The organism is Rhodococcus spongiicola (genome assembly GCF_004011835.1).
GTDB lineage: Bacteria > Actinomycetota > Actinomycetes > Mycobacteriales > Mycobacteriaceae > Prescottella > Prescottella spongiicola.
In genome coordinates this window covers 41,257-55,525 of sequence record NZ_RKLN01000002.1, presented here as the reverse complement: position 1 = coordinate 55,525, position 14,269 = coordinate 41,257, and the positions used below count along the sequence as shown (strand labels likewise).

The 14,269-nt window shown below is 67.3% G+C and carries 14 protein-coding genes; 4 read left to right on the top strand and 10 right to left on the bottom strand.

The genetic code is table 11. The features are described from left to right. The first annotated feature begins 216 nt into the window (after positions 1-216). The 3 genes from EF834_RS04990 to EF834_RS04980 all read left to right on the top strand — a co-directional run bounded on the left by EF834_RS04990 (position 217) and on the right by EF834_RS04980 (position 2,185). The gene (locus EF834_RS04990; protein WP_164874073.1) at positions 217-1,188 is read left to right on the top strand and encodes a helicase associated domain-containing protein; all 972 of its coding nucleotides are present in this window, start codon (positions 217-219) and stop codon (positions 1,186-1,188) included. Between the two features lie 246 nt (positions 1,189-1,434). Then, positions 1,435-1,947 (top strand): hypothetical protein, encoded by a 513-nt coding sequence (locus EF834_RS04985; RefSeq protein ID WP_127946140.1) that lies wholly within the window; start codon positions 1,435-1,437, stop codon positions 1,945-1,947. After that, entirely contained in the window at positions 1,883-2,185 is a 303-nt protein-coding gene (locus EF834_RS04980; RefSeq protein WP_127946139.1) for a hypothetical protein, read from the top strand. The genes EF834_RS04985 and EF834_RS04980 overlap by 65 nt, the downstream gene beginning before the upstream one ends. Positions 2,186-2,876: 691 nt before the next feature. Here EF834_RS04980 and EF834_RS04975 read toward each other — a convergent pair. The 10 genes from EF834_RS04975 to EF834_RS04930 all read right to left on the bottom strand — a co-directional run bounded on the left by EF834_RS04975 (position 2,877) and on the right by EF834_RS04930 (position 12,642). Continuing rightward, a complete protein-coding gene (locus tag EF834_RS04975; RefSeq protein ID WP_127946138.1) occupies positions 2,877-3,071 on the bottom strand; it encodes a hypothetical protein in 195 nt (64 codons plus the stop codon). 67 nt (positions 3,072-3,138) lie between these two features. Further along, positions 3,139-3,327, bottom strand: a complete 189-nt coding sequence (locus EF834_RS04970) for a hypothetical protein (protein ID WP_127946137.1) — start codon at positions 3,325-3,327, stop codon at positions 3,139-3,141. 10 nt (positions 3,328-3,337) lie between these two features. Further along, entirely contained in the window at positions 3,338-3,877 is a 540-nt protein-coding gene (locus EF834_RS04965; RefSeq protein ID WP_127946136.1) for an RNA polymerase sigma factor, read from the bottom strand. Positions 3,878-4,005: 128 nt separating this feature from the next. Beyond that, positions 4,006-4,404, bottom strand: a complete 399-nt coding sequence (locus EF834_RS04960) for a hypothetical protein (protein ID WP_127946135.1) — start codon at positions 4,402-4,404, stop codon at positions 4,006-4,008. 95 nt (positions 4,405-4,499) lie between these two features. Continuing rightward, positions 4,500-5,357 (bottom strand): C39 family peptidase, encoded by an 858-nt coding sequence (locus tag EF834_RS04955; protein ID WP_127946134.1) that lies wholly within the window; start codon positions 5,355-5,357, stop codon positions 4,500-4,502. A 123-nt stretch (positions 5,358-5,480) separates the two neighbouring features. Further along, a complete protein-coding gene (locus EF834_RS18160; protein WP_164874072.1) occupies positions 5,481-6,704 on the bottom strand; it encodes a hypothetical protein in 1,224 nt (407 codons plus the stop codon). Between the two features lie 228 nt (positions 6,705-6,932). Continuing rightward, the gene (locus EF834_RS04945) at positions 6,933-8,873 is read right to left on the bottom strand and encodes an Hsp70 family protein (protein WP_127946133.1); all 1,941 of its coding nucleotides are present in this window, start codon (positions 8,871-8,873) and stop codon (positions 6,933-6,935) included. 165 nt (positions 8,874-9,038) lie between these two features. Next, entirely contained in the window at positions 9,039-9,335 is a 297-nt protein-coding gene (locus EF834_RS04940; protein ID WP_127946132.1) for a hypothetical protein, read from the bottom strand. A 29-nt stretch (positions 9,336-9,364) separates the two neighbouring features. Continuing rightward, positions 9,365-10,783, bottom strand: a complete 1,419-nt coding sequence (locus tag EF834_RS04935; protein ID WP_127946131.1) for a GTPase — start codon at positions 10,781-10,783, stop codon at positions 9,365-9,367. Next, positions 10,780-12,642: a dynamin family protein gene (locus EF834_RS04930; protein WP_235871009.1), complete on the bottom strand. Its 1,863-nt coding sequence runs from the start codon at positions 12,640-12,642 to the stop codon at positions 10,780-10,782. The genes EF834_RS04935 and EF834_RS04930 overlap by 4 nt, the downstream gene beginning before the upstream one ends. A 282-nt stretch (positions 12,643-12,924) precedes the next feature. On the opposite strand from EF834_RS04930, the gene EF834_RS04925 reads away from it, so the two are divergent. Further along, positions 12,925-14,190: a DUF7373 family lipoprotein gene (locus EF834_RS04925; RefSeq protein WP_235871008.1), complete on the top strand. Its 1,266-nt coding sequence runs from the start codon at positions 12,925-12,927 to the stop codon at positions 14,188-14,190. Positions 14,191-14,269 lie beyond the last annotated feature (79 nt).

The following is a 14,269-nucleotide window of genomic DNA, read 5'->3' as shown; positions in this document are numbered from 1 at the left end:
GGACGACGATTCGGATCCGGCCTGGTACTCGACGTCGACGGCCCCTGCGTCACACACATATATGACACCTGGCCTCGTTACCCCACGCGAAATGGTCCTCGAACCCCTCGCGGTAACAACGCTGGCGTCAGCGAATACGGTCATCGTCCGGTCTGGACACGCGAGCTGACACTGTGTAGGGAAGACGAGATGCACGAGAGACAACCAATACACGGGGTGGCTGCGCGGTCACGGGCCGCATTGTGGGCGAATGCGATCGCGCACCTCGAGGAGTTCATCGCCGAACGCGGTCATGCTCGTGTGCCGTCCGGATACGTGTGCAGCGACGGGATGCGCCTCGGTGGCTGGGTGATGGAACGTCGTGCTGATCGCCGTCGCGGCACGCCCGCGCTGACCGCCGACCGGATCCAGCAGCTCGATGCACTTGGATTCGAGTGGGCATCCTCGCGGCGAAGACCGACCGGCGGGGACCCTCAGCGGTGGGCGGACGGGATCGCGCACCTCGAGGAGTTCATCGCCGAGCACGGACACACGCGGGTGCCCGACGGATGGGTATGCGAGGACGGGTTCAGCCTCGGGGGCTGGGCGCACACCCGACGCAGCGAGCGACGCCGCAACGCGCCAACCCTGACTGCCGAGCGGGTCGCGCAACTCGACGCGCTCGGCTTCGACTGGTCGCCAAGACAACCCGCCGCCTGGGCCGCGGGCGTCGACCATCTTACCGACTACGTCGCCGAGCACGGACACGCACGGGTCCCTGCAGGCTGGACCAGCCCGGACGGCTTCAATCTCGGAAAGTGGGTGGAGAACCGGCGCACCGACCGACGAATTGGCCGGGCCTCCATGACCGTCGAACGGGTCACAGAGCTCGACGCACTCGGCTTCTACTGGGGCATCGCAGAACAGCAAGAGATAGGACCGCGAACCGAGCCCCGCCGGCCCGCTCTTCATCGTTCGCGCTGGGACAATGCAATCGCACACCTCGAGGAGTACATCGCCGAGCACGGACACGCACGAGTTCCCCAGAAATGGGTATCACCAGACGGATTCAAGCTCGGAATCTGGGTCAACGGGCGGCGAACCAACCGTCGCGCAGGTACACCGACCCTCACCCCGGAGCGGATCGCGCAACTCGATGCCCTCGGATTTGAGTGGGAGGCCCCACTCGGGCCACGAATAGTCCGCTGAGAAGAGAAGAACCCACAGTCCGGTCCCGAACGAGCGGGCGGGATTGTCCAACTTGCGGGCGAGCACGCGGTGTCGTCGAGGTGTCGGGTTCTCCCGCGTATCTTCCCGATTGGCGGCGCGCGCGAGGGACGGGTACACCACCGGGGAGAATCGAATCAGGTGTCCGTTGGGAACTTTTCGACTCGTCGCCGCATCTGACTGTGCAGATGGAGGGAACTGGCCCTCCCCACTGCAAGGAGAAGTCAAATGAGCAGCCCTGAGAACAACAACAGCACGCCAACATTGGAGGATGTCGAGAAGAAGATCGATGACTTGTTCTATGGCACGGGCGAGTCGACTCCGACCGGCAACTCGCTGGCACCGCAGGATGCGGCGGAGCCGGAGGCGCCGGGTGTCGACTCTGGTACGAATCCGATGGTTGCCGGCGACGCGGGGTCGGCACGATTCGTCGAGCCCAACCCGCCGGCTGGAAACCACGTGTCCGAGCTTGACACCGACGGTGACGGGATCATCGACCTCGCCAGGGTCGACCTCGACGGCGACGGGATCACCGACATGACGACGATCGACCTCGACGGCGACGGCGACGGCGACGGCGACGGCGACGGGATCGTGGACCACGATCAACCACGACACCAACGCCGACGGGATCGCCGACGTCACCGAATACGCAACCGGGGGAGGCCAGTTCGGTTTGATCGACCGGGACCTCGACGGCGACGGCGTCGTCGACCGGACCGAGATGGACTTCGACGGTGACGGCCGCATCGACACGGTCGCGTTCGACCACGACGACGACGGCAAACTCGACGAGATTGACAGGGATGCCAACGGCGACGGCGTCATCGAGACCGTGGCACTCGACACCAACGACGACGGCATCCTGGACTACATGGGCATCGACACCGATGGAGACGGCTTCGCGGACCAAATCCTCACCGACGCCACCCAGAACGGCAACTGGGATCAGGCCCCTGACACCTTCGACGTCGTCTGACCACCGTGGAAAAGGACGTCGGCACCGAACGGGGCGGATGGGCCCACGCAGCGTGTGCTGCAGACCCGCAAGACGATGTTTGCTCTCAGACGCACCCTGAGCACACTCACCATCGCTGATGACGACCTCGCTGAACGACCAAGTCGGCGAGGCGGGCACGCCCGTCCCCTCCTAGGTCATGGACAGTCTCTGATGCCCTGGACGATGCCCTCGACCGGCTCGCCGAACATCCCGCACCGGAATCCGGCCCCGGTAGCCTTCGGCGGCGCCTCCTGTCCGGCGTAGAGGGATAGATCGCCGTTTTCCCGAGACGCGCCTCCACAGCCTTGCGGAGTCGCTGGCCCTTCTCGGAACCGCGAGCCGACGTTCCGCCGAGCATCTAGCTCAGGTTCCCCGGATACCCTTGCAACGCGGCCGGAGTCGACCTTAGTCGACCCCATGGAGGAACTGTGGCGGTGGCTCTGCGCCGTCAGGCCCCCCCGCGCCTACCTCGGGTGTGGTGGCATTGGTTCCCCGAGCCAGCCGCGGGCGCGGTCGACCGACGTATCCTGTCGGCCTCATACGCCGGCGCCCACTCCCCTACACCTTGAACACCGGTTCGCCCGAGACCACGAGCAAGTCGAACGTGGTGTTCGCCGACTGCCTCGCTCCTGCACGTCGACCGACTGTGTGCGGGCGGGCGGTGTTTGCGCTACCGGCCGGCACCTCCGCGTTCCGTAAGACTGTCGACTGCGAGATCGACCTCGATGCCCAGACGGTACAACTCGGAGTCCCCGACGTCGTCGGCACTTGTGTTCGACTCTTCTTGCAGGTTCGTCAGGGCGTTGTAGTACTTGTGGGCTAGATGGATGACGCGTTGGCGGTCGACACCGGTGAAGGGTTCCAAGTTGATAATGCCGTCAACGGTGAGGTCGACGGCTTGAGAGAGCCCTTCTGACTGGCCACTGTTGCCTTCATTCGGCTTCTTGAACAGCGTTGTCGGCGTGCACGCGGGCTTGGTTGTATTCGTCGAGCACGCGGTCGACGGTTTCCGTCGGCAGCCGGTGGTCAGGCCCAAGTGAGTCCTGGAGTAGGCCTCGGAGTTGGGCGAGCATCTCGAGTTCGCGCCGTAGCTGTTCCTGAGTGTGTTGATCGGCTGCCACCGTGGGTGTCCTATGCGGTGTGTGCGGGTGCGAGCAGGGCGGCGAGTTGTTTGCGGGCTCGGTGGATGCGGGTCTTGACGGTCGCGACGCTGACCTGTTGGTGTTCGGCGATGTCAGCGTAGGGCAGGTCGCCGAACTCGGCCAGGACGATCGCGACGCGGAAGTCCTCGGGTAGCTGGTTGAGTGCGTGGTGGACGACGTCGACGGTGGCGATGCGGTCGTCGAACCCGGCCCGGTCGTCGGTGAGGTCGATTCCGGTTTCGTCGTCGTCGAGGTTGTCGGTGGGTTTCCGGCGGCGGACGACGGCGAGGGCGGCGTTGGCGGCGATGCGGTGCAGCCAGGTGTTGAAGCGGGCGTCACCGCGGAACCGGACCAGGTTCTGCCAAGCCGCGGTGAGGGTGTCTTGCAGGGCGTCCTCGGCGTCGTGGAGGTTCCCGGTGATGTGTAGGCACACATGCCAGGCGTGGGTGCGGTAGCGGCCGACAAGTTCGGCAAATGCGTGTTGGTCACCGCTGCGGCACGCGGCGATCAGGTTCGCATCGTCCTTCATTGTCCCCCCTGCACTTCTCGTGTTCTCTCGATACAGCCCCGGTGTATCGGGTGGAATGCTACCTTTGCCCGCTTCCCGCTCAGTGTGGCGCATGTTCGTGCCGGGCAAGTACGGGGCCGTCGGCCGGGTCAGTGCAGCTCGATGCCCGGATCTGTGGTGCCTCCGGTGTCGACGTCGTCGATGGCCGGGTCGAACATGTCCGGCTCGTACCCGATGTCGGGGATGGAGTCGGTCTGGTCGAAGACGGGCCCGTCGTCGCGATCATCGGTGTCGTGACCGGTCGGGTCGACGACGTGGTCTGTGCTGACCGGATGGTCGTCGGGGTCGATGTCAACGTCGTCGTGGAGGATGATCTCGTCGTCGTCAACGTTCGGGACGTCGTCGATCTCGGGCACCAGGTCGGCGTCGACGGTGGGCGTGTTCGGGTCGAGTGCGATCGACAGGGCACGTTCCCACAGCTCGTCGGGTATCGGCGGCACCGCGGCCGCAAGCTCCGCTTCGGTGAAGAGGGGCTCGTCGTGGTCCATCGCTTACCTCTGAGGTCTGTCGTGTGACGGCTGCTGGTCGTGGGGTTCCGAGACGCCGGCTGCTGCGGTGTCCATTGTGCCTGCTCCTCGGACGGTCACAGTCGGATGATCGCGGACCGGTCGCTCGGCGCGACCGAGGACAAGGCAGGGCCGGTGATCAGTCCGTCGTCCGGGGCGTCCGTGATGAGCATGAGGTGGTCGCCGTCGGCCCAGGCGTCCTCGAACTGGGCGATTGGCACCTCAAGCTGGTTCCCCGTGGGGATACCGGGGTCGGAGAGGATGACCACGCCGCGGTTGTCGTCGATGCCGGCGACGACGAGGACGTGATCGGGGAGGTCGTCTTCGCTGTCGGGGTCCGTCTGCCAGATCTCACCGGAATCGACCATCGCGATCACTCCGTACCCGGCGTCGAGCCGGTCGCGTAGATCGTCGAGGGAGCTGGTGGTGATGGTGGCCGGCACGCCCTGGTCCTCGAGCAGGGTTTCGATGTCGGCCAACGTCATGCCCAGGGAGGGGTCGTCCATCAGGCCGAGGTCGATTGCGCGGTCGACCAGCTGCTGCGGGTCGGTGATCTCGGCGCCGGTGTACTGGCTGACGACCTGTGCGACCGCGGACGGCCCGCAGTAGCCGTCGAACTGCTGGAAGAACCAGCCGAGCGTCCAGGCGGCGGGGTTGCCGTAGACACCGTCGTCGGGCACGGTCAGGTCGATCTCGTCGATCTCGTCGACCTGCTCCGGAACCTGTTGTGGGGTCGGATCGGTCAGCTCCGGGGTGTCCTCGACCGGCGCGGGGGCCTCGGTGTACGGGGGTGTGGTGGCGGTGTCGATCTCGGGGGGAAGGTCGAGACCGGCCGGGATCGGGTCGAAGTCGGTGGGTTCGTCGATCACCACTGCGGGGTCGGCGACGGCGCCGGACCAGGCCGCCGCGACCGAATCCTGGTCGAAGTCGTCCATCGTCGGATCCTCCTGGTTTGGTGGGTGATTCGTGTTCGTGCTCGGATGCGGATCGGAGACCGGGCGCGGCGCACACCTTCCACGCTGGGGTGGTGTGCGCCGCGGCGGGTGCGGGCGGCCGGATCAGGCGAGGTCGCTGGGGACTTCCTCGGCAACCGGAGGGTAGGAGTAGTCCTCGGTCTGCGCCTGGGCGTGGTACATGTCGTCGGCGGGGATCATCTCCTCGAAGGTCTCGATGCTCCCGAGGACGTCGGGGCCGGTCATGTTGGCGGTGGTGAACGTGTCGGGGGCGCCGTCGTTGTCGGTGTCGTCCGTCTTCAGATCGAAATCGCCGTCGCCGTCGGTGTCGACGAAGGTGCTGTTGACGATGCCGTCGGCGTCGGTGTCGACGATGGCGGTGTCGAACCGGCCGTCTCCGTCGGTGTCGACGAGGTGGACCTCTTGGATTCCGTTGCCGTCGTAGTCGAGCTGGGTGTCGGTGATCTGGCCGTCGACGAGGTGGTCCGTGCGGACCGCCGCCCCGCTGGTCTGGTCGTAGAAGGCGGCCTGGTCGGGGGCGCCGTCGTCGTCGAGGTCCGAGACGATTCGCAACGTCCCGTCCTCGCGGGCCGCGGCGGCAGTCTCGTAGGTGCCGTTGTCGTCGAGGTCCTGCTCGACGAGGGTGATGCTGCCGTCGTCGCCGTAGTGGGTGATCGTGTCGATGCCGTCGACCCGCGAGTGGGCCAGATCGATGTTCCCGTCACCGTCGACATCACGCGGCGAGAAGTAGTCGATGTCGCCTTCGACGCCGGTCGCGGCATTGAGGTCCGGCCCTGTCGTACCGGTCATGTTCTCCGGTTCGGTGCCGCCAGCGGCAGGGGTGGCCGTCGGCTCGGAGGTGTCGCCAGCCGCGGCCGGGGTGACCGTCGGCTCGGTGGAGGACTCGGTGGGGTAACCGTAGGTGGCGGTCTCCGGGTCGCCGGTCACGTCCGCCGTGGGTGCCCGGTCCGGCTCGGCGGTCACATCCGCCGTGTCGGCCGGTGCCGCCGTGTCGGCGGGAGATTTGTCCTTCTGGGACCACTCGTACAGGTCGTCGATCTCCTTCTCGACGTCCTCCAGTGTCGGTGCGCTCGCGTCGTTGTCCACCGGGGTGGCGGTGTCCGCGCCGCTGCTGGACGTGTCGAAGTCGTCCTCGAGGTCGAGGTCAAGGTCGGGGAGGTCGTTGAAACGCAAGTCCGCCTGCTCACGAAGAGCCTCGCCGACCTCCTCGATCACATCCCCAAAGTCCTTGTTCGGGTCGTTGACGATGTCTTCGATCTTGTCCTCGAACTCTTCGGGGGTCAGCGGGTTCTGGTTCTGGTCAGCCATCGTCTTGTCCTCACTCGGTAGGCGGTGTGCCGGTCTGCGGCGGGTGTTGACAGTTGGATGCGGCCGGGTGCCGAGAAGGTTCCCGCTTCGCGCGAAAATCTTTTTCCCATCGCCACCGGGCAGGTGGGCATCACCGCCGAACGCAGTGAGGGGCCGGCCGAACCGCGATGGTTCGACCGGCCCCTCACCGGGAGAGTGCCTGGATATGGATACTCGGCGCGCTCGAGGTCAGTTGATCAGTCCGGCCCGGTTCAGGAAGGTCTTGGCCGCGTCTTCGCTCACGGCCCGGGTGAAGAACACCATCACACCAGTGGCCGAGTTGGCGTAGGAGAACGAGTAGGAGTCGCTGACACCTGGTCCGGTGATGTGGGCGGCCGCGGTGCGGGCGGTGTCCTCGACGATCTCGTTGATCTCGTTGGCCGGCTCGGACCGGTAACCCTGGCGGATCGCGATCAGATCCTTCTTCGCCTGCTTGACGTCCACCGACACGATGATTGTTAGGTAGGAGTCATCGGTGAGACCTTCTGGCAGCGCGCTGTACTCCTTGAACGGGCATTGCAGCCGCAGGCCACCGTTTTCGGTTTCCCCGATGGTCTTGCAGTTCTCGACCTCGCTGCGCAGCGCCGATGGCAGCGCGGCGACCACCGCCTCCTTCGTCGACGGGACAGTACCGTCGTCGCCGTCGCCGTCGCCGGAGCTGGCGGGCACAGCGGCCGCGCCGCCGCCGTCGCTGGCTACCGGTGCGGCGGTGGTGTCGACCGGGTCCTCTCCCCCGCCCAGCGCGAACACGCCGATACCGGCTCCGATGGCGACCACCACCGCCGCCGCCGCGGCGATCAGTATCGACTTCTTCGGGCCTCGTCCCGGCTCGGCTGCGGCCGCAGGCTCGGGTCCGGGCCGGGACGGTGGGGGTGTTCCCGGTGCCGGCGGTGCGCCGTATCCGCCGACCGGGCCTGCCGCGGCAGGTGGTGCCGCCGGAGCGCCGTATCCGCCCGCCGGACCCGCGGCTGGCGGTGCCGCCGGGGCGGAGGGCGGTATGAACGCCGGCGCCGGACCTGCCGCAGGGGCTGCAAGGCCCCGCACGATCGGTGCCGCCGCAGCGAGCGCCCCCTGCGCGACCACCGTTTTCGGGTCATCGAGGGTGGCGATCGGGCCCAAATCCTTGAGATGTTCGTGCACGAGCGGGATCCGGGAGGATCCACCGGTCAGATACAGGGCCTCGAGCTGGCTCGGATCGGTGACGTGGGCATCGGCCAGCGTCGCCTGGGTCAGGGTCACCGCCTTGTCCAACGCCGGGGTGATCAGTTCCTCGAACTCCTCGCGGGTGATCTGGAACTTCTCACTGCGCCCGTCACCGCCGGTGACGGTGATCGTCGCCGACGGCGCCTCCGACAGAAGCTCTTTCGCACGGCGGATCGAGTCGTCGAGGGCGTAGCGGACCTCCATCGGCGCCTGGGAGCGCAGATAGTCGAGCAGGTCGGGGTCACGGACCTCGAGCTGCTGGTCGACCCAGCGCCGCAGGAAGGCGTCGAAGTTCTTGCCACCGAGACCGTTGTCTCCGCGGGCGGCGACCACATCGAAGGTGCCGTGCTCGTTGGCCTCGAGGACGGCGATGTCGAGGGTGCCGCCACCGAAGTCGAACACCGCGATCTTCGTGCCCGGCGCGAGGGTATTCGTGCGCGAGTAGTAGTGCGCGGCAGCCCGCGGCTCGGAGACGGTCTTGATCGTCGAGGTGTCGAGGCCGAGTTTGGTGGCCGCGTCGAGCAGGATCTGGATCTCACGCGGCGACCACGCCTCCGGGTGGGTCAGAACCAGCTCCGACGGCGCGGTTCCGTCGTGGGCCCCGGTGGCACGTGCCATCACCGACTCCAGGACGGCCGCGACCGGCACCGAGGTGGGAATGTCGTAGCCGTTGACGTTGACCACACCCTGCGAGACCGCCCGCTTGGGGGCCGGCAGGAACCCGGCCGGGTTCGCCTCGGCGCGATCGGCGGCCACATCCCCGACCGCGATCCGGTCCGGGGACTCGACGAACACCGACGAGGACATGGTGGTGCGGTTGTGGCTGAGCTGGAGCGCCTCGACCGAACCCGAGACCGGGCCGGTATGCGCGGCCGCGGTGTTCGAGGTGCCGAAGTCGATACCCAGCACCCATTCACGTGCGGACATCAGCAGGTTCCCTTCCGGATACAGCGGCGCGCGAGGTGGCGGCTCATGGTGTGCGGTCCCTCCTACGGGTGTCGTCAACGATTTGCGGGTTCGACGTCATCGACCTATTGGATGCGCCGCGGCCGCCGAAGGTTCCCGCCTGCGACAAAGAACACACAGCGAATCTCAGGCTGCGGCGCGAGCGGTGACCCGGCCAGGGCCGAACCCGGCCTCGAGCGCGGCGTCGAGGATCTCGAAGACCTCCAGGACCGGCCACTCGGTCGGGTAGATCAGCTCGAGCGAGTCGGGGCCGGTGACCACCCCGGTCAGGTGCCCGTGCGCGATCGCAGCCGCCGCCAAAGCCAACGGAACCAGGGACTGCGGCGACCTCCTGTAGGCGGCCTGTCCGGGCTCTCCGAGATTGAGGACGTGCCTGCGCCCGGCGGCGTCGAACAGCGTGACCGTCGCTGCGCCCTGGGTCATCTCGATTCTCAGGACCACCGCCGCGCCCATCACGCCCCCCGGGTGAGCAGACCGTAGGTGTGGATGAGTGTGACCAGGGCGGCGTCTTCGGCGGCGGTCATCGTCGACAACGCCTGCCCCTGCGCCCAGGCCCGCTTCTGTGCGGCCTGGCCGCGGACCTCGTCGGCGGTGGCGGTCGGTAGTAGCCCGAGTTTTTCTGCCGGGCTGGGGTGTTCGATCAACCGGCGCAGCTCCGCGGTGACCGGCGAGGTGGGGTCGGCCTCGAGCATCGCCTCGAGGTGCTCGAACAACACCACCGTGTGCATGGCGGGATCCGACCGCAAACCGTCGGTGATCGCACGGATCTGGTCACGGGCAGGGTGGGTGTAGGCGAGCTGGTCGAGCTCGGCCATGATGCGGCCCGCCCGCCGCACCGCCGCGAACGCCCCCAGATAGTGCGAGAGAACGCCGCGTAGCTGGGGCACACCGGAGTTGGCGACGAGCCACTCGTTGAGTGCGGCACCGCCACGGGCCGCGACCGCGCGGCCGTGGATCATCCCGAACTCGCCGAGCAGGTCGAGCAGCCGGCCGCGCACCTGCGGCGGCACGGCGCCGGGATCCTCGGAGTCGAGCAGGTCGATCAGATCGAGCGGGGCGATGCCGTCGAGGGCCGCCAGGGCGCGGGCATCGGTCTCGGTCAGCGCCCCAGTGTGAGAGGTTTCGGCGAGCAGCCCGGCGATCGGCAGCACCGCCATCACCGTCTCACGCAGCTCGGCGGCGAGTTTGCTTGCGTGCTCGGCGGCGTGGGCGAGGGGGTCGCGGGCGCCGAGAGCGCCCTCCCCGAATCCGTCTGCCCGCGAGAGCACCCCGAGGGTGGTCAACGGTGTGAACCCAAGCTGCCGCAAAAATGCGATCTCATCCGCACGAGGCGTGCTGTCGAACAAAAACACCGCGGCATCGGCGTCGACCGAGGCGGTACGGGTCTGCGCATACCCGTCGATCAGCACCCGCCGGGTGCGGGCCTCGTTCTCACTGGTGAGCGTGGCCAGGCCGGGAGTGTCGACGAGGGTGTAGTCGCGGATCGCCGCCGACGGCAGCCACCGATGCAGGTAGCTGATCTCATCTGCCGGCACCGGCAGCTCGGAGACCTGACCGCGGGCGGTGTCGATCGGGCGGCGGGTGCCATCACCGAGCACCGCCTCGACGCGCGCTGGTGCCCCGTCCTGGTAGACCGACACCACGCTGGTGGCCTCGAGGGCGGCGGTCTCGGCGACCGGCGCCCCGACCAGCGCGTTGACCAGGGTGGACTTGCCCGCCTTGAGGCGGCCGACGATCACGATCCGCGGCGGCGACCACAAGATCGCCCCGATCCGGTTGGCGTGCTCGGCCGGCTCCGGTCCGAGCGCCGCGAGAGCATGAAGAGCCCGATCCAGACTCGCGCGAACCGGATCGAGCTGCCGCGCGGTCACCGCGCACCCCCAGCAGCGGCGGACCCGGTGAGCTCGGCGATCAGCTGCTCAGCGCGGGTGATGTTGTTCACGACAACCTTCCGGTTGTTCTCCAGTCGTTTGAGCTTCTTCTCCCGGGCGGCCGCATCGGTGCGGGCGATCTCCTTGGCCTCGGTGATCTGTTTCTGCAGGTGCTCGATGGAGGTCTTGAGGTGATCGCGGTAGCGGATGACGATCTCCGGGCGCGCCAGGGCCAGTGTCGATTCGAGCATCCTCGCGGTGGTGGTCTTTGCGGAGCCGGTCGTCTCCCGCATCCACGACAGCAGGTTCGTCTTACCTGAGCGCATCGCACGGAACCCGAGATTGAGGCCGACCCAGGCGACCCCGACCACGGCCCCGACACCGATGACGGTGGTCACCCCGATCAGGCCACCGATCATCGACGACCCCATCACGCCCATGGTGAGCATCGACGGATCGAGCAACCCCTGTTGTTTGCTGGCGACCTGGTGGGTTTCGAGTGTCCGGTTCGACAACGAGGCGGTGACCTGCTCGTGGATCTCGTTCCACACCAGCTCGGAGTCGAATCGCGGCGCGACGATCTGCGAGTGGAGCTGGTCGAGGAACACGGTGATCGACGCCGCCATCGCGCCCTGGAAATCGCGTTCCATCTGCGCGACGAAGAACTGCGGATTCTTCCGCAGCACCGCCATCCCGTTCTTGTTGATCCGCGTCGTCCACTCCTCCCGGATCGCATCGAGACGGCGGTCGAGCTCGTCGGTGGCGTTCTGCCGGATCAGCGTCAGATCCCGCTGCAAGTATTGCTCCCACTGCTGGGAGTGGTCCTTGAGGTTCTGTAGCTCGTCGAGTTGCGCGGTCAGGTCCTCGGTGATCTGGGCGTTGTCGGTGATCGCGTCGATCTGCGTGGACATGTCCGCAGCGAGGGTACGCAGCCCGTCGACCGCGGTCCGTAGCCCGTTCGCGGCCGGAAGATCCTCCGCGGATACGAGTTTCGTCTGGATCAGGGCGCGCAGCGCGGTGATTCCCGAGCGTTCCTCCGCGCGGTCGCGGTCCGGGCCGGGCGGCATCTCGGCGGCGAGGGTCGCCCGCAGGCTCGACACACCCAGCACCGGGACCTCCCGGCCGAGGTGTTTGCGCAGCAGTGCGGTGTTCTCTTCGACGATCGGTTTCCAGCGGCGTACGTTCTTGTCCGTCTTGGTCACCGCGACGATCAGTGCCTCGACAGCGGACCCGGTCTCCTTGATGAACTCCATCTCCGGGGCTGTGATCGGGGTCGTCGCATCGCAGACGACGACCAGCACGCACGCCTGGGACGCCGACGCAGACGCCAGCGCCGCATACGCCGGATCGAGACCTCCGACACCGGGGGTGTCGACCACTGTCACATCGCCGAGACGACTGCCGGCGACCGGGACGATCGCCCTGGTCGGTAGTTCGTCTGTCCGCGGGTTGGTGACGTGGGCGCCCTCGCAGGACACCCAGTCGGCGAGCTCGCCGTGCCCGATCACCTCGGAGCGGCCGGGGAACAGCAGCTCCGCTGTGCCGTCGGGCCGCTCCTGCGATGCCTCACCGACCGCGATCGTCGTCGACGTTGTCACGTCCACTCCGACCGGGGAGGCATCGCGCCGCCCGACGAGCGCATTGATCAGGGAACTCTTGCCGCGCTTGACCTCACCGACCACGACCACCGACCGGATCTGGCTTTCCGCGGAGGCGCGCTGCTCGGCGAGATCGCTGAGCTCGTCTTGTCCGAACGGCCGCAGGATCTTCCCCGTGATCGACGCCAGCAGGGCATCGGCACGCTCGCGTGCCGGTGGTGTGGCAGCCGCAGGGCTCGGCGATCCCTTCTTCTCCTCCACGGTCCCCCTCCCCGGCATGCTGCCTCGCTGTCGATGCCACCGGCCCGACACCGATGCTGACAGACACTAACCCGCCCCGTGCACCCGAGCGCACCCAGGCCGTCAACCGGCGCCCCGTACCGCCGGTTGCACGCCCGCAGCGGGTGTGACCCCGGACACGTTCACCCCGGGTGGGAACCTCCCGGTGGGGCCGGTGCATCCAACCCTGTGACGACCTCCCGCTACGGGTCGAGACCTCGAGATCGGGGCGGGGACAAGATGAAAGGACCACACAGAGTGCGTATGACGAGATGGATGCCGCGGGCCGCTGCGGTGCTGTTCGCGGGAGCGCTGCTCGCCGGCTGCGCCAGCAGCGACGGTGACGACCCGAAGGCCCGATCCGGCGGCGACGATGCACCCGCCGTCGACACGACCGCCCTCGACACCGGTAGCTACCCGACTACGCCGATGCCGGAGTTCGAGCGCGCCACCACCCTGAACATCACCGAAGTCGAAGGGCAGCGGCTGGCCGAGTTCACCGTCGTCCCGTTCGAGATCGACCCCGCGCTCACGACCTTCAAGATGCCGACGATGGTCATGCGTACCGGATACAACCTCGGAGCCTTCCTCAACGAAGCGGCCGGTGACATCGCTGTCAACCAGAACATGCTCTACGGGTATGTGACCAGCGCCTCCACCAACACCCCCATGGCCACCGACGAGTCGAAGGGGGTCGTGCACGCCGTGATGCGGTTCCCGAGGGCCGAATTCGCGGAAGCTGCCGCCCGTGAGATCCACACCAACCTGACCACCGTCGAGGACGAGTACACCGGTGGGATCGAGACGGCCGAGACGATCGACATCCTGCCCAACACGCTCGTTTCGACGTCCGAGAACCCAAACGCGCCGGCCGGACCCGAGGCCGTGGCCAACGCGCTCACCGCACACGGCGACTACCTGATCTACACGTATGCGCGGGCCCCCATCGCGGAGAAGGACTGGACGGCCAAGGCGATCGCGAAAGCCCTCGATCTGCAAGGCCCGCTGGTCGACCAGTTCCCGGCCCAGCCCACCAAGGAACAAAACGGTGGAGTCTCCGCCGAGTACCCGATGGTCGACCAGGACAAGATCCTGATCTACGCCATCCCTGAGGAAGACGCCCAGGCACAACTCGGCGACGACATGGCCGTCTACGGCCCGCGTGGCATGGCGCACAAGAGCACGAACCCGCCGATGACCTACCGGGTCCTCACCGAAACCGGTGCCGACCACACTGCCGTCGCCCGCACCACTGTCTACCGTGCCAAGGACGATGCCGGCGCCGAGACGATCATGGATGAGTTCGGCAGCGATCTCACCTCCCAGGGCTACTCCACCGCACCGTCGCCGCAGGGTCTGCCCAACGCCGCCTGCTACACCAAGGACACCATCCAGGGAACGATGGACTACTGCTACGTCGCCAACGGCCGCTACGTCGGTGAGGCAGGAGCCCTCGACGGCAAGCAGGACGTCGACCAGCGGATCTCCGCGCAGTACCTGATCCTCGAAAAGGCCGACCAAAACGTCTGACCCACAACCGCACTGACGTGACTGTGGCCCCGCTAGAGCGGGGCCACAGCCATTTGGGTGCACTGATCCTGATGCGCCC

Bases quoted from the DNA above. Each gene is read 5' to 3' on its own strand.
- EF834_RS04985 (WP_127946140.1), top strand. From the start codon at position 1,435: ATGAGCAGCCCTGAGAACAACAACAGCACGCCAACATTGGAGGATGTC.
- EF834_RS04965 (WP_127946136.1), bottom strand. From the start codon at position 3,877: ATGAAGGACGATGCGAACCTGATCGCCGCGTGCCGCAGCGGTGACCAA.
- EF834_RS04960 (WP_127946135.1), bottom strand. From the start codon at position 4,404: ATGGACCACGACGAGCCCCTCTTCACCGAAGCGGAGCTTGCGGCCGCG.
- EF834_RS04955 (WP_127946134.1), bottom strand. From the start codon at position 5,357: ATGGACGACTTCGACCAGGATTCGGTCGCGGCGGCCTGGTCCGGCGCC.
- EF834_RS18160 (WP_164874072.1), bottom strand. From the start codon at position 6,704: ATGGCTGACCAGAACCAGAACCCGCTGACCCCCGAAGAGTTCGAGGAC.
- EF834_RS04945 (WP_127946133.1), bottom strand. From the start codon at position 8,873: ATGTCCGCACGTGAATGGGTGCTGGGTATCGACTTCGGCACCTCGAAC.
- EF834_RS04940 (WP_127946132.1), bottom strand. From the start codon at position 9,335: ATGACCCAGGGCGCAGCGACGGTCACGCTGTTCGACGCCGCCGGGCGC.
- EF834_RS04925 (WP_235871008.1), top strand. From the start codon at position 12,925: ATGACGAGATGGATGCCGCGGGCCGCTGCGGTGCTGTTCGCGGGAGCG.